General features: G+C 63.0%; 20 protein-coding genes. 14 read left to right on the forward strand and 6 right to left on the reverse strand.

The window, feature by feature from the left end:
* Positions 1-3 precede the first annotated feature (3 nt).
* Complete coding sequence (locus tag ACP148_RS03495) at positions 4-642, reverse strand: hypothetical protein (protein WP_425033117.1); 639 nt, start codon at positions 640-642, stop codon at positions 4-6.
* Between the two features lie 175 nt (positions 643-817).
* Here ACP148_RS03495 and purU point away from each other — a divergent pair, with 175 nt between their 5' ends.
* Both purU and folD read left to right on the forward strand, forming a co-directional pair.
* The gene (gene purU / locus ACP148_RS03500; RefSeq protein ID WP_421951208.1) at positions 818-1,666 is read left to right on the forward strand and encodes a formyltetrahydrofolate deformylase; all 849 of its coding nucleotides are present in this window, start codon (positions 818-820) and stop codon (positions 1,664-1,666) included.
* Positions 1,667-1,677: 11 nt separating this feature from the next.
* Entirely contained in the window at positions 1,678-2,577 is a 900-nt protein-coding gene (gene folD, locus ACP148_RS03505) for a bifunctional methylenetetrahydrofolate dehydrogenase/methenyltetrahydrofolate cyclohydrolase FolD (RefSeq protein WP_421951209.1), read from the forward strand.
* Positions 2,578-2,599: 22 nt separating this feature from the next.
* Here folD and ACP148_RS03510 read toward each other — a convergent pair whose 3' ends face one another.
* Entirely contained in the window at positions 2,600-4,507 is a 1,908-nt protein-coding gene (locus ACP148_RS03510) for a beta-N-acetylhexosaminidase (protein WP_421951210.1), read from the reverse strand.
* Between the two features lie 42 nt (positions 4,508-4,549).
* The gene (locus tag ACP148_RS03515; protein WP_421951211.1) at positions 4,550-7,984 is read right to left on the reverse strand and encodes a response regulator; all 3,435 of its coding nucleotides are present in this window, start codon (positions 7,982-7,984) and stop codon (positions 4,550-4,552) included.
* Positions 7,985-8,282: 298 nt separating this feature from the next.
* Here ACP148_RS03515 and ACP148_RS03520 point away from each other — a divergent pair, with 298 nt between their 5' ends.
* From ACP148_RS03520 to ACP148_RS03575, 12 genes are all read left to right on the forward strand, one after another.
* Positions 8,283-9,956, forward strand: a complete 1,674-nt coding sequence (locus ACP148_RS03520; protein ID WP_421951212.1) for an ABC transporter substrate-binding protein — start codon at positions 8,283-8,285, stop codon at positions 9,954-9,956.
* Between the two features lie 72 nt (positions 9,957-10,028).
* Positions 10,029-11,006, forward strand: coding sequence for an ABC transporter permease (locus ACP148_RS03525; RefSeq protein ID WP_421951213.1), 978 nt, complete (start codon positions 10,029-10,031; stop codon positions 11,004-11,006).
* Between the two features lie 4 nt (positions 11,007-11,010).
* Positions 11,011-11,928, forward strand: a complete 918-nt coding sequence (locus ACP148_RS03530; RefSeq protein WP_421951214.1) for an ABC transporter permease — start codon at positions 11,011-11,013, stop codon at positions 11,926-11,928.
* A complete protein-coding gene (locus ACP148_RS03535) occupies positions 11,925-12,722 on the forward strand; it encodes an ABC transporter ATP-binding protein (RefSeq protein ID WP_421951215.1) in 798 nt (265 codons plus the stop codon). Before ACP148_RS03530 ends, ACP148_RS03535 begins: the two co-directional genes overlap by 4 nt.
* The gene (locus tag ACP148_RS03540) at positions 12,722-13,666 is read left to right on the forward strand and encodes an ABC transporter ATP-binding protein (protein ID WP_421951216.1); all 945 of its coding nucleotides are present in this window, start codon (positions 12,722-12,724) and stop codon (positions 13,664-13,666) included. The genes ACP148_RS03535 and ACP148_RS03540 overlap by 1 nt, the downstream gene beginning before the upstream one ends.
* Positions 13,666-14,127, forward strand: coding sequence for a GNAT family N-acetyltransferase (locus tag ACP148_RS03545; protein WP_421951217.1), 462 nt, complete (start codon positions 13,666-13,668; stop codon positions 14,125-14,127). Before ACP148_RS03540 ends, ACP148_RS03545 begins: the two co-directional genes overlap by 1 nt.
* Positions 14,128-14,628, forward strand: coding sequence for a hypothetical protein (locus ACP148_RS03550; protein WP_421951218.1), 501 nt, complete (start codon positions 14,128-14,130; stop codon positions 14,626-14,628). It abuts the gene before it with no gap.
* Positions 14,629-14,998: 370 nt separating this feature from the next.
* Positions 14,999-15,295 carry a GIY-YIG nuclease family protein gene (locus ACP148_RS03555; RefSeq protein ID WP_421951219.1) on the forward strand — a complete coding sequence of 99 codons (297 nt, stop codon included), beginning with the start codon at positions 14,999-15,001 and terminating at the stop codon, positions 15,293-15,295.
* Between the two features lie 329 nt (positions 15,296-15,624).
* The gene (gene osmF / locus ACP148_RS03560; RefSeq protein WP_421951220.1) at positions 15,625-16,530 is read left to right on the forward strand and encodes a glycine betaine ABC transporter substrate-binding protein OsmF; all 906 of its coding nucleotides are present in this window, start codon (positions 15,625-15,627) and stop codon (positions 16,528-16,530) included.
* Between the two features lie 75 nt (positions 16,531-16,605).
* Positions 16,606-17,757, forward strand: coding sequence for an ABC transporter permease (locus ACP148_RS03565; RefSeq protein ID WP_421951221.1), 1,152 nt, complete (start codon positions 16,606-16,608; stop codon positions 17,755-17,757).
* Positions 17,754-18,689 carry an ABC transporter ATP-binding protein gene (locus ACP148_RS03570; RefSeq protein WP_421951222.1) on the forward strand — a complete coding sequence of 312 codons (936 nt, stop codon included), beginning with the start codon at positions 17,754-17,756 and terminating at the stop codon, positions 18,687-18,689. Before ACP148_RS03565 ends, ACP148_RS03570 begins: the two co-directional genes overlap by 4 nt.
* On the forward strand, positions 18,686-19,423 hold the full coding sequence (locus tag ACP148_RS03575) for an ABC transporter permease (protein ID WP_421951223.1): 738 nt from the start codon (positions 18,686-18,688) through the stop codon (positions 19,421-19,423). The genes ACP148_RS03570 and ACP148_RS03575 overlap by 4 nt, the downstream gene beginning before the upstream one ends.
* A 108-nt stretch (positions 19,424-19,531) precedes the next feature.
* Here ACP148_RS03575 and ACP148_RS03580 read toward each other — a convergent pair whose 3' ends face one another.
* The 3 genes from ACP148_RS03580 to ACP148_RS03590 form a co-directional block, all read right to left on the reverse strand.
* On the reverse strand, positions 19,532-20,410 hold the full coding sequence (locus ACP148_RS03580) for a transglutaminase family protein (protein WP_425033123.1): 879 nt from the start codon (positions 20,408-20,410) through the stop codon (positions 19,532-19,534).
* 502 nt (positions 20,411-20,912) lie between these two features.
* Positions 20,913-23,315, reverse strand: a complete 2,403-nt coding sequence (locus ACP148_RS03585) for a circularly permuted type 2 ATP-grasp protein (protein ID WP_421951224.1) — start codon at positions 23,313-23,315, stop codon at positions 20,913-20,915.
* Positions 23,316-26,627: a DUF2126 domain-containing protein gene (locus tag ACP148_RS03590; RefSeq protein WP_421951225.1), complete on the reverse strand. Its 3,312-nt coding sequence runs from the start codon at positions 26,625-26,627 to the stop codon at positions 23,316-23,318. It lies immediately after the preceding gene.
* Positions 26,628-26,751 lie beyond the last annotated feature (124 nt).

Below are 26,751 nucleotides of genomic sequence, written 5' to 3' on the forward strand. Positions count from 1 at the left end.
CGGCTATTTGGTTTTGCGTCGCGTTTGGGCTTGCTGTGCGAGAGCCGCAAATCTACCCACGTCACTCTCGTTACGTATCCAGCCCCGCGAGTAGCTGTTTTGGTCAGCGAGCAAAAAACCTTCAGCCGTGTAATCGTTCGGATTTCCATACAGTGTAAACTGCAGGTTTCCGGCCTTCGGCTGTAGCTTCAGTGTGAATGTATTCAAAGGGCGGTTCACCCAACGCCCTTTGTTTGTCTCTACCAAATCCCCATCAACTTCCGCCGCTCGTACTGCCAATAAAGTCTTGCGAGCTAGCCGAAGGAGCTCTGGTGCGCTGCGCTTAACATGCTCCAAAAACGCTTCATCACCTGTGGCGCTGGAGTTACCCGTTGTGGAAGGCCTAATCGCGGCACGTTCATCGCAGATTACCACTATGGCATTGCTCCAGTCTCCATCAACTGCAGATATCACGTCTGCTGGGTCGATGATACCTGCAGAAACGTCCTGCAGGATTATAGCGCGTCTCAGTAGAAGGACGGCCGGAGCGGATGTTCGCCCCTCGCTTCTCTTGAGTTTTTGGGTATTTTCCGGCGCCACGCTGACCCTATATGTTTCCACCTTGCCGGATGAGGTAAGGGTAATCGCAATCGGATTCTGCATAGCAGTGCTCCTGTTTTTAATACCTGCAGATTACCCTGCAGATAGTAGAAGTCAAGGATAAACGACACGTTGGAGCTTCTGTAAAGTTTCCCGGTGGGTTGCCTCCACCTCGACATTGCGCCTCCAACCCCTTATGAACCCCGCTAAATCCTAGCCTTCGGGGGCCTATCCGCGCATGCACGATTTCATCCTCACTTTGTCCTGTGCCGACAAGCCCGGGATCGTCGCCGGCGTGACCAGCGAATTGTTCGGATTGGGCGCCAACATTGCCGAATCCAACCAGTTCTGGGACAGGGACACGGACAAATTCTTCATGCGCATCGGCTTTACGGCGCCCGATGGCGTGGACAAGGATGGCGTGGAACGCGCGCTCAAACCGGTTGTCGAGCGGTTCGAGATGAAGACGGCGGTGATCGATGAGGCGCGGGTGCCGCGCATCGTCATCCTCGTCTCCAAATTCGATCACGCCATGCTGCACCTGCTCTACCAGATCAAGGTGGGGGCGTTGCGCGCCGAAGTCGCTGCGATCATCTCCAACCACCAGGACGCCCGCGCCATCGCCGAGGCTGAAGGCGTGCCGTTCCATCATCTGCCCGTCGCGCGGGGCGAAAAGGCCGAGCAGGAAGCCCAGGTGCTCAAAATCATCAAGGCGGCCGACGCCGATCTCGTGGTGCTGGCGCGCTACATGCAGATTCTCTCCGACCAGCTTTCAACGCGTCTGTTCGGCAAGGTCATCAACATTCACCACTCGTTCCTGCCCTCGTTCAAGGGCGCCAAGCCCTATCACCAGGCCCATGAACGTGGTGTCAAAATCATCGGCGCGACGGCCCATTACGTGACCCCCGATCTCGACGAAGGCCCGATCATCGAGCAGGAGACGGCGCGGGTGACCCACGCCATGAGCCCGGACGATCTGATCGCGGTGGGCCGCGATATCGAGAGCCGGGTGCTGGGGCGGGCGGTCAAGAGCCATCTGGAAAACCGCGTCATGCTCAACGGGCACAAGACTGTGGTTTTCGCCTAAAGGAGTTCGCCATGACCGCAAAAATCATCGACGGAAAAGCCGTGGCCGCTTCGGCAATCGAAAGGGTCAAGGCGGGCGCCGCGGCTTTTACGGCGACCAACGGGATGCCTCCCGGTCTGGCGGTCGTGCTGGTGGGCGAAGATGCGGCAAGTCAGGTCTATGTGGCCTCGAAAGGCCGGATGGCCAAGGAATGCGGGTTCCATTCGGTCCAGCACACTCTTGCCGCCGACACGACGCAAGCCGAACTGCTGGCGCTGATCGGCACGCTCAATGCCGATCCGGCCATCCACGGTATTCTGGTGCAATTGCCGCTGCCGGGCCATCTTGACGAACGCACCACAATCGGCGCGCTCGATCCGGCCAAGGATGTGGATGGGCTGCACGACGTTTCCATCGGCCGGCTGGCCTCGGGGCAGGTGGAAAAGACACTGGTGCCCTGCACGCCCAAGGGCTGCATGGAGCTGCTCGACACGGTCTATCCCGACGGCATTTCGGGGCTGAACGCCGTGGTCGTCGGGCGCTCCAACCTTGTGGGGCGCCCGGTCGCCGCGCTGCTCCAGCATGCCAATGCCACTGTCACCATCGCCCATTCGCGCACGCGCGACCTTCCGGCCCTGTGCCGCAGCGCCGATATCGTTGTCGCCGCCATCGGGCAACCGGAATTCATCAAGGGCGGCTGGATCAAGGACGGCGCGACGGTCATCGATGTGGGCATCAACCGCATCGCCGCGCCGGAAAAGGGCGAGGCCAAGACGCGGCTGGTCGGAGACGTTGATTTCGCCGCCGCGTCGGCCCATGCCGGAGCGATCACGCCGGTGCCGGGCGGGGTGGGGCCGATGACCATAGCCATGCTGATGGCCAACACGCTCAAGGCCGCCGAGCAGAGTGTCGGTCCTGCCCGGAGCGCCTGAGAATCATCGGCCGTGTCGCGTCCTACCCCAGCCTTGCCTTTGGCATCAGCGTCTGGATGGCCATGAAGCGGGCGAAATCCTTGGTCTCGCGCGGGCTCCATGCGGTCTCGGCGATGGCCGACAGCCGCGGATAGGTCAGGTGATCGAACAGCCTGCGGTCAGCGAGGTTCTCGCTCCACAGGCATGATTGCACGCCGATCAGCTTGTCCTGCACTTCGGCTGGCCAATCGTGGGCCGGATCGAAACCGTAGCAGGTCTCTACCGAAACCGTGCCGGCCCAGCTCGCGCCCGGTTCCCACCATTCGGTCGATTGGGCCATGTCGAAATAGGCGTGTTCGGCAGGGGCGAGCACCACGTCATAGCCGGCGATTGCCAGATCGCGCCCGCTTTCCGATTTCTTCCAGGCGACGAGATAGGAGCGGTCGGGGTCGACCCCGCCGCCCAACGCCGCTTCTTCCCATGCGCCGGTGTCCTTGCCGTATTTTTTCAGCAGCGACTGGATCTGCTTTAGAAAATGGCTCTGAAGCTCGAATGTGCCCTGCCAACCATTCGGCCCCTGCAGCGATTTGGCCTGGGGCGAGCCGGACCATGCCGCATCGGCCACTTCGTCGCCCCCGATATGGATCCATTTGGCCGGAAACAACTCGACCAGCGTCCTGATGACCGCTTCGAGGAATTTGTAAGTCTCGTCCAGCGCGGGGTTGAGCGCGTTGTTGGGGAAATATTGCACCGAGCGATAGATGCCGGTCTCTTCGGGGTCGGCGAGTTGGGGCAGGGCCTTGAGCACGCAATAGCAATGGCCGGGAATATCGATTTCGGGAATGGTCTGGATGCCAAGGCTCAGCCCGTGATCGACTATCGCCGTGATGTCAGCGGCGCGATAGACCAACCCGTGCTTTTCAAAGGGTGAGCCGAGCAGCGGGGGCAGGATTTCGCCGGGGCCGCGCCATGCGGCCTTTTCGGCAAGCTCGGGATAGTCGGGCACATCGAGCCGCCAGCCTTCATCGTCGTTGAGATGGATATGGAAGCGGTTGAGCTTGTTCCAGGCCATGGTGTCGAGGAAAGCGATGATCTCGTCGGTTGTGTACACCTGACGCGCCACGTCGAGATGGCTCCCGCGCCAGCCAAAGCGCGGGGCGTCCGATATGGTGCCCGAGGTTGGAAAGCTGAAATCTTCGGGATGTTTTTGCGCGCCGCGCAGCATCTGGGCGAGCGTGATGAAGCCATGCTGGAAACCATCGGTATCGCCCGCCCGGAGCGTCACGGTTTCCCCGAAGACGACCTCATAGGTGCCCGGGGCCAGCCGTTCTTCGGCAAGGCATTGGACCGGCAGTCCGTCGCCGAACAGGGTTTCGCCCGGAAACAGCCGACGGGCCAGATCGGCGACCGTTTCATAGGCGTTATAGGCGGGCTCCGGTCCCTCGCCGAAACCGATCATGGCCGGCACGGCATTACCGGCAACCTCGACGGCGGCGGGAAAAGGGATGACGCTGATCGTGGTCTGATCGCCGGGCAGCGGCTGGCGCGCGGGATGAACGATGGTCGGCGCACCCGGTTCGCCCTTTAGCGTCATCGGCGCGATTTCGGGCAGCACCATGGTTCCGTCGGCCAGCGTGACGGCGGCGGATTTGGGGCCGTAGGTATAGTGCCGCAGGGTGTGGGAAATCTGTTTCGCCACGATCTCCCAACGCCCGCCAGGCTCCAGAACGAACCCCTCCATGGGGGCGAGCAGATGGTAATTGGACAATTGCTCGATAAGGCGCGCGCCCTCGATGGGGCTGTCGGGCTTGATGCGGAACAATGAGGTTACGCCCAGCGCGAAGCCTTCCACCGGATGATCGCCGGTGTTGACCAGGGCCATCCTGAGCTGGCCGGGTGTCGCGATTTCAGGGTTCCAGTCCGCTTCAAGGCGGAATGATGACGTGGGCATAGGGGCAGCCTTTTGAAAATCGGAGGTTCGGGAGGGGGTCGGTCAGGCGTCCTGGACGCCTGCCGGTTCGGTATCTCCCCGGGGCTTGGGGAGGATGTGTTCACGCACCAGGTCGCGCAGGGTCTGGGTGTTGGCGCGCAATTGCTCGTATTGGGTAGAAAGCTCGTCGTTCTGCCCGATCTGGGGTTCCACATCGGCCATGACGAACTCGGCTGTCTGGATCACGTCGCGCCAGCGCGGGTTGGCGGGAAGGGTTTCGATCAGCAGGTATTTGTCGAGCGTTCTCGCCTGAAGCGATGAGCGGTCGAGATTGACCCGCCACACGCCGCTCTTTTCGGCGAAGTCGATTTTCGAGCCGCCCCTGGCGCGGCGCCACAGCGCGATCGATTGGGTCATCACCGCCACGATGGTCTCGCGATAGGCTTCCTTGCCCGGAGGCGGAGCCGCGTCCGACGCGACGGGGTTGGACGGCGCTGCCTGTTGCTCGATCAGCACCGGGCCCACGGTGTCGAGAACGCCCTGAACCGAGCGCACCAGATGGTCGGTCTGCTGACGGGTCTCGGCGGTATCGGGGGTGATGACCAGCGCAAAACCGCCCCCCGCATCGGCGTCGATCTCGAAGGCGTTGAGCAGCACCGGATTGCCCGAGCGCCCCAGTGGCACCTCGTCGAGCGCCACCCGGCCTTCATCGGCGATGGTGCGGGTCATGGCGTCGACCATGGTCGGGGTCAAAAGATCGCTCAGCAGCGTCTTGCCAGGGTCGATGACGCGGCCGGCAAGCACGGAGGCGGCCTGATTGGCATAGGTGATGCGGCCGGTCTCGCTCACACCAAGCAGCCCCGCTTCCAGCGTATCGAGCAGTCGCGCCATGCGCTGCTGGGAGAGCCGCAGGGCATCCTCGACCTGCACGCGGCGCTCGATTTCCGATTTCAGTTCGATGTTTTCGCGTGCCGTGCCACGGGCGCGGCCTGCCTCGAGGAGCGTCGCGATACGGGCCAGCAACTCGTCCTTGACGAAGGGCTTGACCACATAATCATTGGCCCCGTGCTCGAACCCGGCGATCACGTCCCTTGTACGCGAGCGGGCGGTGACCATGATGATGGGCAGGTCGAGCAGCCCATAGCGGTCGCGCAGGCGTTTGGCGACTTCGAGCCCGCCCATCTGCGGCATCATCACGTCGAGCACCACGAGGTCGGGCTTGTGGCTTTCGATAGCGGCCAGCGCATCCATGCCGTTTTCGGCGGCGCGCACTATATAGCCCTGGGGGGCCAGCACGTTGCGCAGCACCTGGATGTTGATCGGCTCGTCATCGACAACGAGGATCACCGGCGCTTCATCGGCATTGGCGGCGTTCATTTCGGCGGTGTCGGCCAAAAGCATGCCCATGGTTTCGCGCAAGCCTTCGCTGCGTTCGCCATAGGTGAGGATTTCGGTTTCGGTCTCCTCGGTTTCGGCGACCGGCACTTCGAGCACGAAGCGCGAGCCCTTACCCAGATCGGACTGCGCGGCCAGCTTGCCATGCATGGCGCTGGCCAGTTGCCGGGCAATGGTCAGGCCCAATCCCGCGCCGCCCGGCTTGGCGATCATTTCGGGGCTTTCACCGCGTTCGAGCGGCTGGAAGATGCGTTCGAGACTGTCGGGCGCAATGCCGACGCCGGTATCGGTGACGGCAACCGCGACGGCGTCCCCAGCCCGCCATGCGGTGATCGAGATCGAGCCCTGATCTGTGTATTTGATGGCATTGCCAAGGAGGTTGTAGAGCACCTGTTCGAAGCGCACCGGGTCGGCCATCACATAGGGGATGGTTTCGGGGATATCGACGTCGAGGGTCACCGGCTCGCCGCGCAGCAGCGGCTCGGCAAGCTGCATGACGTTGCGGATCGAGGTCGCCACATGGACGGGGTGGATGTCGAGGCGCATGCGGCCCTGGCGGATGCGGTAGATGTCGATAAGGTCGTCGACCAGCCGGGACAGGCGGCGCGCCGAAAACGAAATCAGGTCGAGCTGGCTGCGCTGGGGCGGGGTCAATTCGCCCACCGCGCCGGCCGACAGCGTTTCGGAAATGCCGATGATGCCGTTCAGCGGTGTACGCAATTCATGGCTGGTGTTGGCAACGAAGGTGTCTTTCAGCCTGTCGGCCTCTTCCAGCGCGGCGTTTTTTTCCTCGATCAGTTTGACGTGGCGTTCAAGCTCGACATTCTTTTGCCCGATCAGGGAAAGCTGGGCGCGAATGGCGTCGCGCATGCGCTTGAAGCTTTCGGCAAGCCGGCCCAATTCGGTCGGGCGCTCGACGCTGGGCATCGTCCGTTCGAGGTCTCCGGCGGCTATCGATTCTGCCACGTCGGTCAGCTTTTGCAGCGGCGCGGTCATCGTGCGTGAGAGCAGGTACGCCACCCAGAACAGGATGGGCAGGGCGATGGCGGCGATCATCAGGACAAAGCGGGTCAGCGCCTCGGAATTGGCAAAGGCCGTGCTCGTGGGCACTTCGGCGACCAGAGCCCATTGGGTGTCGCCGAAATTGACAGGTCCCCATGCGGCCAGCGCGCGTCCGCCCGACAGGCCCTCGCCGACCAGTGCGGTTGCGGTTGCCGGTTGATCGGTCTCGGGCGTGGGAACCACTTCTCCGACGGGAAGATCATAGTCGCCGGGCGCGGACACCAGTCGTCCATTGCCGGCGATCATATAGAAATTGCCGGTTTCCCCTTCCTGGGACTGGACGATGGTGCTGACCCCGCTTGCGGGCAGGCGAAATATCGCCACGCCGCGCGGGCGCTGGTAAAATTCCACGCGCACCGCGACATAGGCGCCGAAAGCTCCGGTCTCGGGGTCGAAGGCGAAATCGGCGATGCGGATGGGATCGGTCCCGGCAAGGGTCGCCGCGGACAGTTGGCCGAGCGTCGTGCCGGCCATGTCGCCATCGAGATCGCCGCCGAGATAGGCGTCCTTTTCGACCGAATAAACGACCCTTCCATCGGTGTTGACCAGATAGAGATTGTCGAATTCGGCCGAGCGGATGAAGCTCGAATATTCCTCGTGAAAGCGCTGGTGGGCGTTGGCGTATTCCAGCGCATTGGAGACCATCGCGTCGGTATCGGGCGCAAATTGACCGTCGTTGGCGGTGGCGCCGTCGCCGATGCCGAAGATCGCCTGCAGCACGTCGCGGGCCGCCTGCGGGTCGGGATCGATCTGGCGAAAGGCGTAGGAAAAGCCATAGAAATCGCCGATGGAGTAACGAACGGCATTCGATTTGGTCAGGGAATCGGCCTGCCGGAAGGCGAAGGTCAGGTACTGGTCGAGCTCGGAAAGCTTGGCGTCGCGCACGAAGGCGAGGCGGGCGAAGGTTTCCTCTTCGACATTGGCGTTGAGGATGGAAAAGAACACCGTTGCCGTCAGTACCAGCGGAATGGTGGTGATGGCGATCAGGATCGCAAACAGGCGGCCGCGGAAACCCTTCGGTGCCAGCCCAAACGCGCCCATCCTCGTTTCTCCCTTCCCCTCCAGCCCGAAGCCCCTCGCTCCAGCCTGTGACATCGTCTATTCATATGACCATGGTAGAATACATAAAGCCGGTCACACCCCTTAATTTCGATTTTGACGGTTTTGCCGGTTTTGGGTGCGCAATTGACGGAAAAGCACCCGTGACAGCCCCCTCCCTTGCCAGCCCACAATGGTCCCCGCGCTTTTCGGCGTATCCCGGCGCATGTGCCGTCGGGGAGGGAACATCTGTCAGCCGCGGCGAAGGGGCCGCGGTGCAACTGGAGGGAGTGCAACACTCATGACTGCCAATTTTCTCAAGGGAGCGCTGCTGGCCAGCGTCCTGGTCCTGCCGGCCGGCATGGCCCGGGCGCAGGAGGACGATCGCGCCATCCTCACCATCGTGCCCCAGCAGCTGACCGCCTGGGTCGAGAACTACAATCCGTTCAACACCACCACCGTTCTGCCAACAGTGATCGATTTCATGTATGAGCCGCTGGTGATCTTTAACGCCCTGCAGGGCGGCACGCCGGAATACCGGCTCGCGGAATCGTATGAATATTCCGACGATCTTCTGACCCTCACCTTCACCCTGCGCGAAGGGCTGACCTGGTCGGACGGCATGCCGCTCACGGCGAACGATGTGGCCTTCACCTTCGATCTGATGGCCGAATATCCCGCCCTCGACGCCCGCGCCGTATGGCCCAAGCTCGACAGCGTCACCGCCGTCGATGACCGCACCGTAGAGATCCGAATGAAAGAGATCGATGCGGGGCTGATCTACCAGCTCGTGCAGGTCTATCCGGTACCCGAGCACATCTGGGCCGAGGTCGGCGATCCGGTGACCTATTCGAACAACACAACAGTCGGTTCGGGTCCGCTGACCGAAATCGAGCGCTTCACGCCGCAGGAATATATCCAGTGCGCCAACCCCAACTACTGGGATGCGGAAAGCCTGCATGTCGATTGCGTGCGCCTGCCCCAGCTTGCCAACAACGACCAGGTGCTGACCGCCGCCGCCAATGGCGAGCTTGACTGGTTCGGCTCGTTCCTGCCCGATATCGAGCGCACCTATGTGGGCACCGATCCGGACAATCACGGCTACTGGTTCCCCGCCGGGTCCCCGGTGTTCTTCTCGCTCAACATGGAAACCACAGAGCCCGGCCTTGACGAAGCGTTCAACGACGTCGCGTTCCGCCGTGCCTTCTCGATGGCCATGGACCGTCAGGCGATGGTTGATATCGCGGGCTATGGCTATCCGACCGTCAACGACTATCCCTCGGGTCTTGGCCGGGCCTATCACTCCTGGAACAACCCCGAAGTTGAAGCCGAATACGGCGATTACACCCAGTTCGATATCGAAGGCGCCCGCGCGCTGCTCGACGAGGCCGGGTATGCGGACGCCGATGGCGACGGGTTCATCGACAGCCCCAGCGGCGAGCCGATCGCGTTTTCGATCATCGTGCCGAACGGCTGGACCGACTGGGTCAACACCGTGCAGCTTGCCGTCGAGGGCCTGAACGAGCTTGGCATCAACGCTTCGATGCAGACACCGGAAAGCCCGGCCTGGACCGACCAGCTGATCGCCGGCGACTATCAGGCGGCCATCAACTCGGTGACCACCGGGGTGACCCCGCACTACTTCATGGACCAGTCGCTGCATTCGCGCCATATCGGCCAGAGCCGCTTCCAGTCCTCGCGCTACACCAATCCCGAACTCGACGCGGCGCTCGATGCGTTCAACGGGACAACGGATGAAGCCGAGCAGACCGAGTTGATGAACGAGATCCAGATGCTGATCGCCGAGGACATGCCGCTCATCAACGTGTTCAACAACCCGCTCTGGTACGAGTACAACACCGCGCGGTTCACCGGGTTCTTCAACGCCGACAACCCCGTCGCGCGTCCGGTGGTCTATTCGGGTGTTCCCGAGCGCCTGTTGCACCTTCTGGCCCTGCGGCCGGTCGAAAACTAGTCCTCCTCCTCCGAACGGCGCGGTTCCATTATGGGCCGCGCCGCCTTTCCTTTTCGACAGCGGAGAGAGACAATGGCCTTCATCCTGCGCCGTCTGGGCTTTTATATAGTGGCGTTTTTCGTCGCCGCGACGATCAATTTCATGCTGCCGCGGCTGATGCCGGGTAACCCCATCGACATCATGTTCGCCCAGGCGCAATTGACAATTCCGCCCGAAGCGCGGGCCGCGCTGATCGAAACCTTCGGGTTCGCGACAGGTCCGCTGCACGAGCAGTATTTCTCCTATCTCAAATCGGTTTTTACCGGCGATCTGGGCTATTCGATCCGGTTCTTCCCCCAGACCGTCAACGAGCGCCTCGGCTATGCGCTGCCCTGGACGCTGCTGCTGGCCGGGTGCGCGACCGTGCTCGCCTTCGCGTTCGGCACGCTGATGGGCATTTTTGCCGCCTGGAAGCGCGGCGGGCCCCTCGACGCGGTTATAACCCCCGCCTCGCTGGCGCTGCAGGCCATCCCGCCCGTGGTGATCGCGATTGTGGCGCTTTTCGTCTTCGGGGTGGCGCTGCGCTGGCTGCCGACGGGCTATGCCTTCAACCCCAGCCTCGATCCGGGGTTCACGTGGGCCTATATCAGCTCGGTCTTTATCCACGCGCTAATGCCGGTCGTTTCGCTGATGATCGTTTTCGTCGGCGGGTATCTGGTCACCATGCGCAACAACATGATCGGCCAGCTCGGCGAGGATCACGTCATCATGGGGCTGGCCAAGGGGCTCTCGGAGCGCCGGGTGAAGTTCAACTACGCCGCCCGCAACGCGCTGTTGCCCTCGGTGACCTCACTGGGATTGACGCTGGGCGCCATCCTTGGCGGCTCGCTGGTCACCGAGGTGGTGTTCAACTATCCCGGCCTTGGCCAGACCCTCTATATCGGCATCGTCACCCGCGACTATCCGCTGATCCAGGGCCAGCTGCTCATCATGACGCTGGCCATCCTCACCGCAAATCTCATCGTCGATCTGCTCTATGTGCTGCTCGACCCGCGTCTGCGGAGGGCCTGAAACCATGGTTGAAACCCTCAAAGTCTTCCTGCGCAACCGCAAGGCCGCCATCGGACTGGTCATCGTCCTGGCCTATATCGCCGTCGCCATTTTCGGGCCGATGATCCTCAATGCCGACCCGATGGGCCGGGTGGGGCGCCCCCACACGCCGCCCGATGCCGAAACGCTCATGGGCACGACGCGCATGGGCCGCGACGTCTTCGCCCAACTGATCTACGGCACCCGCACCTCGCTGGCCGTGGGCCTGTTCGCGGGCCTTCTGGTGGTGATCATCGGCACCGTGCTGGGGATCGCGGCGGGCTATTTCGGCGGTCTGATCGACGAAGTCATCAATTTCTGCACCAATGTCGTTCTCGTCATCCCCCAGCTTCCGCTGCTGCTGGTCATCGCCGCTTTCGTCGGTCAGACCTCGCCTTTCGTCATTGCCATCATCATTGGCGTCACCTCATGGGCATGGGGCGCCCGCGTCACCCGCGCCCAAACCATGACGCTGCGGCAACGCGAATATATCCAGGCGTCCGAACTGATCGGCGAACCGGCACACCGGATGATCTTTGTGGAATTGCTGCCCAATCTGCTCTCGATCATCGGGTTCAATTTCATCGGCTCGGTGACCTACACGATCATCACCCAGGCCACGCTCGAGTTTTTGGGTCTGGGCAATCCCATGTCGGTTTCGTGGGGCACCATGCTCTACCATGCGCAAAATTCCTCGGCGATCACCGTTGGGGCGTGGTGGGAAGTGCTGGCACCGGCTGCCGCTGTGGCCGGTATCGGCATCGGGCTGTCGCTGCTCAATTTCGGTGTCGACGAAATCTCCAACCCACGCCTGCGCACGCTCGGCACCATTGCGGCGGCCGCCAAAGCACAGGAAAAGCTCGACCGCCAGCGCGCGGCGGGCAAGCTGGAGGCGGCACAATGAGCGCTTTGGTTTCGGTTCGCGGGCTTCAGGTCGATTATCTCACCGGCAAGGGCCTGTTCACCGCCGTCAGAAGCGTCGATTTCGACATCGGGCAGGGCGAGGTGATGGGGCTGGCCGGAGAGTCCGGCTGCGGGAAATCGACAATCGCCTTTTCCCTGATGCGCCTGCACCGTCCGCCCGCCATCATCTCGAAGGGCACGATCACCATCGATGGCACCGACGTTCTTGCCATGCCGGCGGCAAAGCTTGAAAGATGGCGCTGGTCTTCGGTGTCCATGGTGTTCCAGAGTGCCATGAACTCGCTCAATCCGGTGCTCACGCTGTTCGAGCAGTTTCGCGACATGCTGGCCCGCCATACGAAACTCTCCAAACCCGAAATCCGGGCGCGGGCCGAAGAGCTTGTGGCCCTCGTGGGAATCCCCGCCGCCCGGCTCGACGATTACCCGCATCAGCTTTCGGGCGGCATGCGCCAGCGGGTGGTTCTGGCCATGGCGCTGGCGCTCAATCCCAAGCTTATCGTCATGGACGAGCCCACCACTGCACTTGACGTTGTGGTGCAGCGCGAAATCTTGCAGGAAATCATGGCGCTCAAGGCGCGGTTCGGGTTTTCGATCCTGTTCATCACGCACGATCTGGCGCTGATGAGCCAGTTTGCCGACCGGATCGCGGTGATGCTGGAGGGCGAGATCGTCGAACACGCTTCGACAGCGTCCATCGTTTCCGATCCGCAGCACCAATACACACGCAAGCTCTGGGATGCGATGCCGCGCATTGCCGTGAGGGAGGCAAGCTGATGACCGACACTCCGCTTCTCGAAATCGACAACGCCTCGAAAGTCTTTCATCTCAAGCCCATGTTCGGGGCCGCCAAGGAAGTGGTGGCCATGCGCAACGTATCGCTGAGCGTTGAACAGGGCAGGGCCCTTGCCATCGTTGGGGAGTCGGGCTCGGGCAAATCGACGATCGGGCGCGCCGTCACCCGGCTGTTCCGGCTCTCGGAAGGAGAGGTTCGGTTCAAGGGCCGCAACATCGCCGATATTCACGGGCGGTCCGATGAACTCGCCTATTCGCAGGCCGTGCAGATGGTGTTTCAGGACCCGTTTGCAGCCCTCAACCCGGCTCACACCATCCGCCACCACCTCGAGCGTCCACTCAAACTGCACAAAAAGCTCGGCGGCAGCGCGCTGGCCGACGCGGTGGGTGGCGTGCTGGCCGATGTGGAACTCGATCCCGCCGTGACCTTGGAAAAATACCCCCACGAGCTGTCGGGCGGCCAGCGCCAGCGCGTCAATCTGGCGCGGGCCCTTGCTGTAGGGGCCGAACTGATCGTTGCGGACGAGCCGACTTCGATGCTCGACGTTTCCATCCGTAAATCGGTTCTGGGACTGATGCAGCGCATGAAGACCGAGCGCGGCATCACCTTCCTCTACATCACCCACGATATCGCCACGGCCCACTATCTGGCCGAGGACACCGCAGTGATGTTTGGCGGGCAGGTGGTGGAATGGGGACCCTCGGAAAGCGTTATTTCCAACCCCCAGCACGCCTATACCAAAGTGCTCCTTTCGGCGGTGCCTGATCCCAACGTCCGCTTCGTTGCCGATGCGGATGGGGGCAAGGCGTTCGCCGAGAACATCGAAAAGGTGCGGGCGCTGGCCCGCCGGGCGGCGGGCTTGCCGGTCGAGGTCGAGCCGGGGCATTTTGTGCGTCACCGCTTCGAGAATATGGACGCGGCTTGATGGACCTTCTCGTTCGCCTCTACGATCTTCCCTCCTACGACTATTCGCGCGTAGCGGGGCAAGGCGCCACCCTGCGCCGGGCGCTCCCTCCCGAGCGCGGGCTGGTCGCCGATTGGGTCGAGGCCCATTTCTCCCGCCATTGGCGCAGCGAGGTCGAAGTGGGGTTCTCCCACCAGCCCGTCGATGTGTGGCTGGCCACCGATGCCTCGGGCCTTCTGGGCTTTGCCTGTGGCGACGTGACGGCGCGCGGATTTTTCGGCCCGACCGGCGTGCTCGAATCCGCGCGCGGGCGGGGGATCGGGGAGGCGCTGCTGTTCAGAACGCTCGAGGATTTGCGCGACAAAGGCTTTGCCTATGCGGTGATCGGGGATCCCGGACCTGTCGAATTTTACAAAAAGAAGCTCGACGCCATGGAAATCCCCAATTCCAAACCGGGCATCTACAGGGACATGCTGAAATAAATGGACCTTTACGCACTCAACCCCTTTTCGGGCGATCCGGATCGCCATGCCGTCTGGGAAATGCTGGTGGCGCGCGACATCGAGGCGTTCCTTGCCTGTGACTGGTCGATGGTCGAACCCGATTTCGCCGCCGACCGTTTCATGGGGATTGACGGCAAGGCGTCGGCCGATCCCGACGATTGGCGGGTGAGCTTTCCGACGCTGGGGGCCTATCGCGATTCCTGGCTGGCCGGCGCCCGCGATTTCGCGCCCCGCGCCGAACTCGAAACCGCCCGGGCCGGCGTTTTCGGCGCAACGCGCCTCACCGAAATCGAAATCACCGGCGACCGGGCGCTGGCCCACAAGAAATTCGACGGCAAGGTCGCCATGAAAGACGGCACGTTCGACGTCCTAAACTGGCAGTCCGTCTATACCCTGGCGCGGATCGATGGAGCGTGGAAGCTCACCGGGTTCATCGGCTATCTGCCCTATCGGATGGGCGTATCGGACACGATGTCATAAGCGGCATAAACTGCGTCAGCGGTTTCCCGGGCGCAGCAGGTCCCCGCGTCAAGCGCGAGGACGACGAAGAGTAACGAACGCTCTGGCTGAACATCGGCACTCGCCAGAGTTCGCCCATCGGTCGCCACGTTCTCCCCCTCGTCGTCCTCGCGCTCGACGCGGGGACCCGCTGCATTCCCAAGCCCCATCGGCAAAGACTGTCCTTGACGCATCGCCGTTCTCATGTCCGAATTTCCCGAACGTTCGACCATCGCCCACCACCTTCTCCCCCTCGTCGTCCTCGCGCTCGACGCGGGGACCTGCAGCGTTGCTACCACCCCGGCAGAAGACTGTCCTTGACGCATCGCCGTTCTCATGCCCGAGTTTCCCGATGGGTGGCTATGTCTACATCATTGCCAATAGGCGCCGCGGGGCGACCTATATTGGCGTGACCAGCGATATCGTTGCCCGCATATACCAACATCGCGAAAAGCAGACGAAAGGGCATGCCTCCCGCTACAATATTTCGCGCCTCGTTTTTTACGAAGTCCACGCAACCATGCCCCTGGCAATCCAGCGCAAGAAGAATTTGAAGCGCTGGCGCCGAGCCTGGAAGTTCGATCTTATCGAAAACGTCAATCCGCACTGGGACGATCTCTGGGAAGAGATCGTCAAATCGCCATTCTGAGCGCCATAAAACTGCGTCACCGGCTTGCCGGGCGCAGCAGGTCCTCGCGTCAAGCGCGAGGACGACGAGAAGGAGAGGATAGCGCCAACTGGTCAAGGTCCGAAGAGCGCCAATGCTTAAGCCATAGCGTTTGCTACTCTTCGTCGTCCTCGCGCTTGACGCGGGGACCTGCAGCGCTGCCGCCATTCCAGCGGAAGACGTCCCACTGCCATCACAAACGGAACAAAATCCGTTCACGATTATTTCTGGTCTCAGGGGTGGTCATCCCGGTCTCATTCTGTAGGCTACGAGGCTGAGTCCATGACCAGAGCCAGATCGGGAGAAAATCCGTGAAACTGCTTTCCATCATTGCTGGCGCGGCCGTCACCGCCGCGCTGACCACGACCGCCTATGGGCAGGTCGTCGTGTCGTCCAAGATCGATACAGAGGGCGGCGTTCTGGGCAACATCATCGCGCAGATGCTGCAGGCCAACGATATCGAAACCGAGAACCGCATCCAGCTTGGTGCGACGCCCATCGTGCGCGAAGCGATCGCGGCGGGCCAGATCGACATCTATCCCGAATATACGGGCAATGGCGCGTTCTTTTTCGGCCTCGAAGACGAGGACGTCTGGAACGATGCACAGGCCGGGTTCGAGCGGGTTGCCGAAATGGACCTCGCGGAAAACGGCGTGGTCTGGCTCACGCCTTCGCCCGCCAACAACACATGGGCCATCGCCGTGCGGTCCGACCTCGCCGAGGAAAACGGGCTGGCCACCATGTCCGATTTCGGCGCCTACATCGCCGATGGCGGCGAGATCGTGCTTGCCGCGTCGAGTGAATTCGTGACCTCTCCCGCCGCCCTGCCGGCCTTTCAGGAAGCCTATGGGTTCGAGCTTTCTTCGGACCAGTTGATCCAGCTTTCGGGCGGCGATACGGCGGCAACCATTTCGGCTGCGGCCAACCAGACCTCGGGCGCCAACGCGGCGATGGTCTATGGCACCGATGGCGGCATTGCGCCCTCGGGGCTCGTGGTCATGGATGACGATATGGGCGTGCAGCCGGTCTATGCGCCCGCGCCGATCATCCGCGAAGCGGCGCTCGAGGAATATCCGCAGATCGAGGAAATCCTGGCCCCTGTGTTTGAGAGCCTGACGCTCGAAGTGCTTCAGGACCTCAACGGCCGCGTGCAGGTGGGAGGCGAGCCGGCCGAGGCGGTCGCTGAATCCTATCTGACCGAAAACGGCTTCCTCTAAAAGGGAACGGGCCGCGCTCCAGAGCGCGCGGCCCCAACCAGTTTGACGGCGCTCGCCCGGGCCGGGACACATTCATTGCGTATCGACAAGCTCGGAGTGGTGGTTGCCGCCCTCGGGCTTTTCGCGCTGGTCTTTCAGTCCTTTCTCATCTTCCGTGCCAACCGGATCGTGCCCGGCGAGGCCGTTCCCGCCTGGGAGGCTCTGGGCGTCGGCGGCATCGTGCTCTATGGCGGGCTCGGTGTTGCGCTGTTGATCCTCCTGCTCAAGACCCCGCTGGCCATCCGGCTGGGGGTGTCCAGCCTCGCGCTCGTTGCGCTGGCGGTCGCTGTGGGCATCGGGTCAACCGCTTCGATCCCCGAAGGCGATAGCTATGCCCGCGTCTCGCCCGGCTCGGGGGTGTGGATCATGGTGTTCGCCTTTGCGCTGGCGGCAACCGACGCGCTGGCCCGGCTGCGGCTCGGCCCGTTCGCGCGGGTGGGCATCCTCATTGCCGTGGCAGCGGTGCTTTGGGGCATCCTTGCTTCGGGGCTTTGGGACGATCTGGCGGTGATGCGGGAATATCAGGGCCGGCAGGCGGCGTTCCTTGCGCAATTGCAGGTCCATCTGTTCCTCGCCTTCGGATCGGTCGCCGCGGCGGTGCTGATCGGGGTTCCTGTGGGCATTATCTGCTACCGCATACCGCGCGTGCGGGCCGGAATTCTGGGCAGTCTCAATGTCGTTCAGACAGTGCCTTCGATTGCGTTGTTCGGGCTTCTGATCGTGCCCATGGCGTGGGTTGGCGCCAATGTGCCCGGTGCGCGCGAACTGGGGATCGGCGGCATCGGCTATGCGCCGGCCTTTCTGGCGCTGTTTGCCTATTCGCTGCTGCCGATCGTTTCCAACACTGTCGTCGGGCTCGATGGCGTGCCGCGCGATGCCAACGAGGCGGCGCGGGGCATGGGCATGACCAATGGCCAGCGCATGAGAGGCGTTCTGTTGCCGCTGGCTTTCCCGGTGATCCTCACCGGCATCCGCATCATTTTGGTCCAGAATATCGGTCTGGCGGTCATCGCCGGGCTGATCGGGGGCGGGGGGCTTGGCACCTTTGTCTTCCAGGGCATTTCGCAAACCGCCATGCCGCTCGTTTTGCTCGGGGCGATCCCCGCCGTTGCCATGGCGTTCGCGGCGGCCATCGTGCTCGATGCAGGCGTGGAATTGAGCCAGGGCCGCCAGAGGGCAGGACAATGATCGAAATCGACAATCTCACCAAGACCTATGACGGCCGCGCCGTTGTCGACGATGTGACGCTCTCCATTCCCAGCCGGGAGATCGTCGCAATCGTGGGCACGTCCGGTTCGGGCAAGACGACGCTGTTGCGCATGATCAACCGGCTGGTCGAACCAAGCGCCGGCACCATCCGCATCGACGGCCGCGACACCCACGATCTGCCCCCTTACGAACTGCGCCGCCAGATCGGCTACGCCATTCAGGGGCACGGGCTGTTTCCCCATCGCGACGTGGCGCACAATATCGGCACCGTTCCGCGCCTTTTGGGCTGGGACAGGCAAAAGATTTCGGCGCGGGTGGACGAGCTTTTGGAGATGTTCCAGCTCGAACCCGATCAGTACCGTTCGCGCATGCCCCATGAACTTTCCGGTGGCCAGAAACAGCGCGTCGGTGTCGCGCGCGCCTTGGCGGCGGGGCCGCTGGTCCTGCTCATGGACGAGCCGTTCGGCGCGCTCGATCCGATCATTCGCGCCAAGGCGCAGGCCGATCTTGTCGAAATCCAGCAGCGCCTGGGCACCACCGTGGTCCTCGTCACTCACGACATGGACGAAGCGATACGGTTGGGCGACCGCATCGCGGTGATGAGCGAGGGCAAGGTTTTGCAATACGCCTCTCCGCAAGAAATCATCGCCAATCCCGTCGACGATTTCGTCGAGGCGATGCTGGGGTCAGGGGACAAGGCGTTCCGGCTTTTGACCCTCGATCACGTTTCCTCCGTCCTCGAGCCGGGCGAAGCGACAGGCCAGCCGGTCGACACCCAGCTCTCGCTGCGCGATGCCTATTCGGAAATGCTGTGGTCGCAACGCCCGGCCCTGCCGGTGACGAAGGACGGCGTCCCGGTCGGCATCGTCACCCGCGCCGCTCTGGAAAAACGGGCAGCGCGGCCGCAATGAGGATCGGGGTCGTCATTCGGCTGGCGGTATTGGCGCTGCTCGTGACGTTCATCGTCACGCCGCAAAGCTTTGCGCCCCTGTTTGTGCCGCTGGTGCGCGAGGGCACGCCGCCGATCTACACCCAGACAACCATTCTTTCGCTGACGCTGAGCCATCTGGCCATCGTGGGGTTCGCCACGGTATTGGCAACGCTGTTTGCCGTCGGGCTGGCCATCCTCGTCACCCGTCCGTTCGGGGAGGAATTTCTGCCGCTCTCGCGCGCCATCGCCAATATCGGGCAGACCTTTCCGCCCGTCGCGGTTTTGGCGCTGGCCGTGCCCATGCTCGGGTTCGGCACCGGGCCGACGCTGGTGGCGCTGTTTTTGTACGGCCTGCTGCCGATTTTCGAGAATGCCCTGACCGGGCTGACCTCGCTCGCTCCTTCGGTGCGCGAGGCGGCGCGCGGCACGGGCATGACCGGCTGGCAGCGGCTTTCCGGGGTCGAACTGCCGCTCGCCCTGCCGGTGATCCTTGCGGGCATCAGGCTGTCTGCGGTCATTTCGCTCTCGACAGCCACCATCGGCTCCACCGTCGCCGCCCGCACCCTGGGCGAAGTCATCATCGCCGGGCTGGTTTCGGGCAACACCGCATTCGTTTTGCAGGGCGGGTTGATCGTGGGGGCTTTGGCGGTTTTGATCTATGACGGGTTCGTGGGGCTCGAAAAATTCATGGCCCGTCGCATGGGGAATGTTTAGCGCGCTAGAGCGCTTCCAGGATAAGTGGCTACCACTTATCCGGTTCGGAAGCGCGATAAAACAAAGACTTAGAGCAATTGAAGCGATTCAAGGAAGCGCTGAAATGCTCTAGGCGACTTCCAAAACGTCGACGGCCTGCGTCGTTTCCTGCCCGCCGGCCGAGCGCAGCATGCCCACGATCGGGGTGACGTCGGAATAGTCGCGCCCATAGCCGATGACGATATGGTCCTCGCCGGCAAAGATCGCGTTGGTGGGGTCGAACTCCACCCAACCGGTTTCGCGCCCGCACCACACCTTCACCCAGGCATGCATGGCGTCGGCGCCTTCGAGCCGCTCTTCGCCCTCGGGCGGGATGGTGCGCAGGAACCCCGAGACATAGCCCGCCGGCACGCCCAGCCCGCGCAGGCCGGCGATCATGATGTGCGCGAAATCCTGGCATACGCCGCGCCGCAGCGCGAAGGCCTCGTCGACGGGAGTATCGACAAGCGTCGCTTCCCCGTCATAGGCGAAATCGGCATGAATGCGCAGGCACAGATGGTGCGCCAGCTCGCGCACCGAAATCCCCTGCCGGATGCTGGCTGCCGCATAGGCGGTGATGGCAGGATCGATGGCGATACGCGGGCTCGCGCCCAGAAAATGGTGCGGGGAAAGCGCTCCCATATCCCAGTTGCCAGCGATCTCGGCCCGTAACGCGTCCGGCGTTGGGGTGAAATCGATGCCCGGCTCGCCGCGCAGCACCTCGACGCGGGCCGCTATGGCGATCTCGAGAGCGTCATGGGCGCTGCGATAGGCGAGCGCTGCCACGCGGGTGCCGAAGAAATCGGTGAATTCGGAGCATTCGGCGGGCTGGGGATCGACGGTCAGGCTTGACGCAACCACGCGCTGGATGCCCGGCAAATTGGCCGGAAACACCCGCACCAGATGCCGCCCGCCCGAAACCGGAGCGTCATAGGCATAATCGAGCTTGAGGCGGATGTCGTAGAGCATGGTCAGGACGTCCGGCGGTGAGCAAATTGGTGGCGCATCGCCCGCACCCCCCACTTGGTCACCCCGGCCTTGGGCCGGGGTCCAATACACCAGGACCGAGCGATCATTCCCCCGACGCTGCCGTTTACTGGATCCCGGCTCAGGGCCGGGATGACGGCTGGGGAGGTGGGCACGCCAATGCCAGCCAGAAAAAATGCATCCTCAAGATGACTGCTGAAGATGTCGACCGGTCCTCCCTCGATTGCTTCCCCGGCGAAAGCCGGGGTCCATGTGCGCCGCCACACCTGCCGGTGGCGCGGCATGCCCCGCTGGGTTCCGGGTCTTTGCCCGGGACAGCGGTGGTGAAAATTGCCATCGCCATCCCACCACTTGGTCACCCCGGCCCTGAGCCGGGGCCCAGTACACTCAGCCTCCGCGAACGATCCGCAGTCGCTGCCGTTTACTGGATCCCGGCTCAGGGCCGGGATGACGGTTGGGGAGGTGTGTGCGCCAACGTCAAGCATCAGAAGTACATCTCCGAGATCAAATTGGAGATATTGGCCAGCCCGTTGCCGACCCTCACAAGCATCTCGGGGTTGACCTCTGCGGCGTCGATCACCGCCAGGTCTGTCTGAAGTTTCAGCGCTGCCTTGGCGGCGGCGGAAAGCTGGCCGTCGACATGGCCGCCCGGCAGCTCCTTGAGCTGTTCGAGCAGTTCGGTCAATTGGAACATCACCGAACGCGGGTTGAGCGGATCGGAAATCAGCAGTTCGACGGCCCCCAGATTGCCATAGCCATAGCCGTAACGGCGGCGATGGGTCATGACGCTGTCGCCGATTTCGAGCAGCATTTCGGTGGCCCCTTCGGGGGCGTCGGGCGCGCACAGCCAGGTGGCGATTTCGGCGATCTGGATGCCGCGTTCGAGCCGGCGCCCGATTTCGAGAAAGCGCCATCCGGCAAAGCGGTACATGTTTTCATGCACGAGACCGGAAAAGCCGGCCAGCTTGCGCAGCAGCACCGTCATGGCGCGGGTGGCGTCGTCGCCGGGCTTGATGGTCCGGGCGAACCGGCGCGCGGTTTTTTGCAGATCGGTCAGCGCCAGCCAGCCATCGGGCGAAAACCGGTCGCGGATCTGGCTCGCCGAGCGCACCGCGCCGTCGACTATGGCCAGAAGCCCCGCCGGAACCGCTTCGGTGGCGTCGATGCCGAGGGGTTCGAGATAGTCGCGGGTGGCGATGAGAAGCGGATTGTCCTCGCGGCCCAGTTCGGCAAGGCGCAGATGGTAGGCCCGCAGGATGCGCACGCTCGCTTCGCAGCGTTCGGCATAGCGTCCCAGCCAGATCAGATTGTCTCCGGCGCGCGAGGGTAGACTGCCCGAAGGGTTGCGTTCGATTGTCGTGTTGGACTGGGCAAGCAGCGTTACCTGCTCGACTTCGCTTTCGCTCACCACCCACACATCGGCGGCCTGCCCGCCGCGTTGCATGGCGATGGCGGCGGTGTCGAGCGCATAGCCGACGCGGGCAAAGCCCCCCGGCATGATCGACCAGCCATTGTCCGTGCGCGCCGCATAAACGCGCAGCGTTATGGGGCGCGGTTCGAGCGCGCCGCCGACATAGACAGGAGCGGTCGAGAGTTTGACAGCTTCCTGCGCCGCGAACGCCTTGGGATCGGCTTCGATCTTTGCCAGAAGCTCTTTGCGGGCCTCGGGATCGAGATCGGCAATCGCCGCGGTGCCGCCGTCATCGTCGATGGAAAGCAGGGTAGAGAGCGCCGGGCCGACCAGAAGGGCACCGAAATTGTCGCGCACATAGGCCCGCGCCTCCTCGCCGCCGCACCACCACGTGGCGATATTGGGCAAGGCAAGATCGGTGCCGAGCCGCGATCTGGCGATGGCTGGAAGGAAGGCGCCCAGCGCGCGGGTTTCCAGAATTCCCGCCCCAAGCGAATTGACGAACCCGACGGTGCCCCGCCGCACCGCCTCGGCAAGACCGGGCGTTCCGATCTGGCTGTCCTGGCGCAACTCCAGCGGGTCGGTAAAATCGCCATCGAGCCGGCGCCAGAGAACGGAAACCGGCTTGAGCCCGGAAACGGTGCGCACCATGACCTCGCCATCGACGACCACAAGGTCCTCGCCCTGCACCAGCAGGAACCCCAGATAGCGCGCGATATAGGCGTGTTCGAAATAGGTTTCATTGAGTGGGCCGGGGGTGAGGATCGCCACGCGCCCCGATCCGTTGCCGCCCATGTCGGTCAGCGAATTGCGGAAGTCGCGGAAAAACCCGGCCAGCCGGTGGACGTTGAGATCGGCATAGATATCGGCAAGCGCACGGGTGGTTGCCACGCGGTTTTCCAGCGCGAAACCGGCGCCCGAGGGCGCCTGTGTCCTGTCGCCGAGCACCCACCAGCGCCCGTCCGGGCCCCGGCCCAGCTCGAAGGCGCAGAAATGGAGGTGATGACCGCTCATGGGCGCTATGCCCACCATGGGCCGCAAGAATTCGGGATTTCCGGCGATCAGTTCGGGCGGCAGCAGGCCCTCGCGCACCAGGGTGTTTTCGCCATAGATATCGGCGATCACCGTTTCGAGCAGGTCGGCGCGCTGGGCGAGACCGGCTTCGATCCCGCGCCATTCATCTTCGGCGATCAGAAGCGGAATATGGGCCAGCGGCCAGTCGCGTTCGCCCTGTTCGAGCCCGTCATACATGCGATAGAAAACGCCGGCGTCGCGCAGATACTGGTCGGCGTGCTGGAAGCGGTTGGTCAGTTCCTCGGCCCCCAGCGCGTCGAGCGCCGACATGAATTTGAGCCACCCGGGCTTGACCGTGCCGTCGGGCGCGACCATTTCGTCTGGCACGCCCGAGATCGGGCGATAGGCGCCGATCAGGTCAGGCATTTTTGGTGCCCTGGCACGCTTTTCGGAAGCAGTCATCTAAAGCCACTGGTGAGGTCGCCTCAGGTCCAGCGTCAGAGGGAACTCGGGCGTGGGCGCTTCGGTCGGCAAATCGTAAGAACCGGCACTATGTCCATTGGGTATGAATCGCGCAAGCCGTCTCGCTTCGGCCTCGTTGGCATTCACAGGAAAGGTCTCGTAGTTCCGGCCGGCCGGATGGGCCACGTGATAGGTGCAGCCGCCAACGGCCCGTCCCGTCCAGTTGTCATAAACATCGAACACCAGCGGGGCGTTGACCGGCAGCGCCGGATGCAACCCGGAGGCGGGCTGCCATGCCTTGTAGCGCACCCCGGCCACAGCCATTCCCGAAAGCTCGGTCACAGTCAGGGGGACCGGCCGGCGGTTGCAGGCCACCGAATAGCGCTCGGGCTCGGGGCCGGTCAGCTTGACCTGCAACCGTTCGAGCGAGGAATCCACATAACGCACCGTGCCGCCAATAGCGCCGGTTTCCCCCATCACATGCCAGGGCTCGAGCGCCTGGCGGATTTCGAGTGTGTGGCCGGCGGCGCTCACCTCGCCGCAGAATGGGAAGCGGAATTCGAGCTGGGCTTCGAACCATTCGGGTTTCAAATCATAGCCGTGCTGGCGAAGATCATCGAGCACATCGAGAAAATCGGCCCAGACGTAATGGGGCAGCATGAACCTGTCGTGCAGCCTTGTGCCCCAGCGCACCAGTCTGCCCTTGGCCGGGGTCTTCCAGAACCGCACGATCAGCGCGCGGATCAGCAATTGCTGGGCAAGGCTCATCCTTGCATTGGGCGGCATCTCGAAGCCGCGGAACTCGACAAGCCCCAACCGGCCGGTCGGGCCGTCGGGGGAATAGAGCTTGTCGATACAGATTTCCGAGCGGTGCGTGTTGCCGGTCACATCGACCAGAAGGTTTCTGAACAGCCGGTCGACCAGCCAGGGCGCGGGCGCATCGCCCTCGCCGGGGGCGGGCACCTGCGCCATAGCGATCTCAAGCTCGTAAAGGCTGTCGTGCCGCGCCTCGTCAAAGCGCGGAGCCTGCGAAGTCGGGCCGATGAACAGCCCGGAAAACAGATAGGACAACGATGGGTGGCGCTGCCAGTGCAGGATCAGCGATTTGAGCAGGTCGGGACGGCGCAGGAAGGGGCTGTCATTGGGCGTCGCGCCGCCGACAACCACGTGATTGCCGCCCCCGGTGCCCGTATGCTTGCCGTCGATCATGAATTTGTCGGCGCCCAGCCGGGAGAGCCGCGCTTCGTCATAGACAGCTTCGGTGATCGAGACGCACTCGTCCCAATTGGCCGCCGGATGGACATTGACCTCGATGACGCCGGGATCGGGTGCAACGCGGATCACATTGAGGCGCGGGTCCGACGGCGGCGCATAGCCCTCAATATGGACGGGCAAGCCCAGCTTTTCCGCAGCCGTCTCGGCAGCGGCGATCAGTTCGAGATAATCTTCGAGCCTTTCGGTGGGCGGCATGAAGACGGTCAGCCGCCCATCGCGCGGCTCCACGGAAAGCGCCGTGCGGACCCGGCCTTCGATATCGGACAACTCCTGCTCGATCCGGGGCTGGGCGATCACGTCGTCAGCGACCATGCTGGCTACCGGCAGCGCGTCGCGCGGGGGCAGCGGCTGACGCGGGATCGTGGGGTCTTCGGCCACCACATGGGGATAAGCGCTGTCGGGAATATGGGGCAGCGTTCCCAGCGGCAGGCGGTAGCCCACGGGTGAATCTCCGGCGACCAGAAACAGCTTGCCGCGCCGCGTCTTCCACATCTCGGTCAGCCAGCGCGAGGCTTGCGCCGGGGCGTTCCATTTCTGGACCGGCAGCACATAGCCCGTCGCCTCGGTCAGCCCGCGCTCAAAGACCCGCGTCATGCGCAGGCGCTCTTCGGGGTCTTTGAGTTTGGGATTGGTGGGATCGACATTATCGGGAAGATTGCCTTCCTTGAGGATCCAGTCGGCGGGATCCTCGAAGGCCGGCTGGATGGTCGAACCATCCAGGCCCAGCGCCGCCGCAAATTCGGTCAGGTACGCCCTGGCCTCGTCGGGGCCCGGCATCTTGTCCGATGTCTCGCGCGCGATCAGGTCGGGATTTTTCCAGACCGGTTCGCCGTCCCTGCGCCAATAGAGTGAGAAGGTCCAGCGCGGCAATGTTTCGCCCGGATACCATTTGCCCTGCCCGTAATGGAGGAACCCGCCGGGCGCGAAACGCTGCTGCAGTCGCCGGATCAGAATATCGGCTTTTTCGCGCTTGGTGGGGCCGACAGCATCGGCATTCCACTCCCCGGATTCGAAATCGTCGATCGACACGAAGGTGGGTTCGCCCCCCATCGTCAACCGAACGTCATTGTTGGCCAAATGTTCGTCAATTTCGCGTCCCCGAGAGCACAACTCCACCCAATCGGTGTCCGAAAATGGCTTGGTTATGCGAGGATGCTCGGCCACGCGGGTGACCGTCATGTCGAAATCGAATTCGACATTTGCAAAGCTCGCCATCCCCGAAATCGGAGCCGCATTGGCGTAATGGGGCGTGGCGGCAAGCGGAATATGGCTCTCCCCGGTCAGCAATCCCGAGGTCGGATCGAGCCCCACCCACCCGGCCCCCGGCAGGTACACTTCACACCAGGCATGGAGGTCGGTGAAGTCGTTTTCGGTCCCCGATGGACCGTCCAGCGCCTTTAAATCGGGCTTTAACTGGATGAGGTATCCCGAGACGAACCGGGCCGCAAAACCCAAACTTCTCAATACGTTAACGAGCAGCCACCCGGTGTCGCGGCAGCTTCCCTTGGCCTTTTCCAGCGTTTCCTCGGGTGTTTGCACGCCCGGTTCGAGCCGGACAATATAACCGATCTCGCGCTGCAGCCGCGCGTTGAGTTCGACCACGAAATCGACCGTGTTCCTGGGCGTCCTGTCGATCGATGCTAGCAGATCGGTAAACAGCGGCCCAAAGCTCGGGTCGGGCTTTCTGTAAATCTCCAGGTCGGGCGCGATGGCGTCGGGATAAGCAAACGGCCAGGTCTCGGCCTCTGGCTCGACGAAGAAATCGAACGGATTATAAACCGTCATGTCCGCGACCAGATCGACCTCGATCTTGAGCTCGGTCACCGGTTCGGGAAAGACGTAGCGCGCCTGGAAATTGCCGTAGGGGTCCTGCTGAATATTGACGAAGTGATTGGAAGGACTGACTTTTAGCGAATGGCTGAGCACCTTGGTGCGCGAGTGGGGGGCGGGCTGGAGCCGGATGATCTGCGGGCCGAGGGTGACGGGCCGATCGTATTTGTAATGCGTGAGATGATAGATCGCGGCCTTGATCGCCATAGGCAGACTCCTGAGATTCCCACGCTCGCCGGGCAACGATAGCTGTAAAGCGTGACCAGGTGCAATCGCGCTTTACGTCCAAGGCGTTAGCGGCCATGGTCGGCGGCGACGCACAAGGAGGGCC

It is taken from the genome of Pelagibacterium sp., from assembly GCF_965249125.1.
Classification (GTDB): domain Bacteria; phylum Pseudomonadota; class Alphaproteobacteria; order Rhizobiales; family Devosiaceae; genus Pelagibacterium.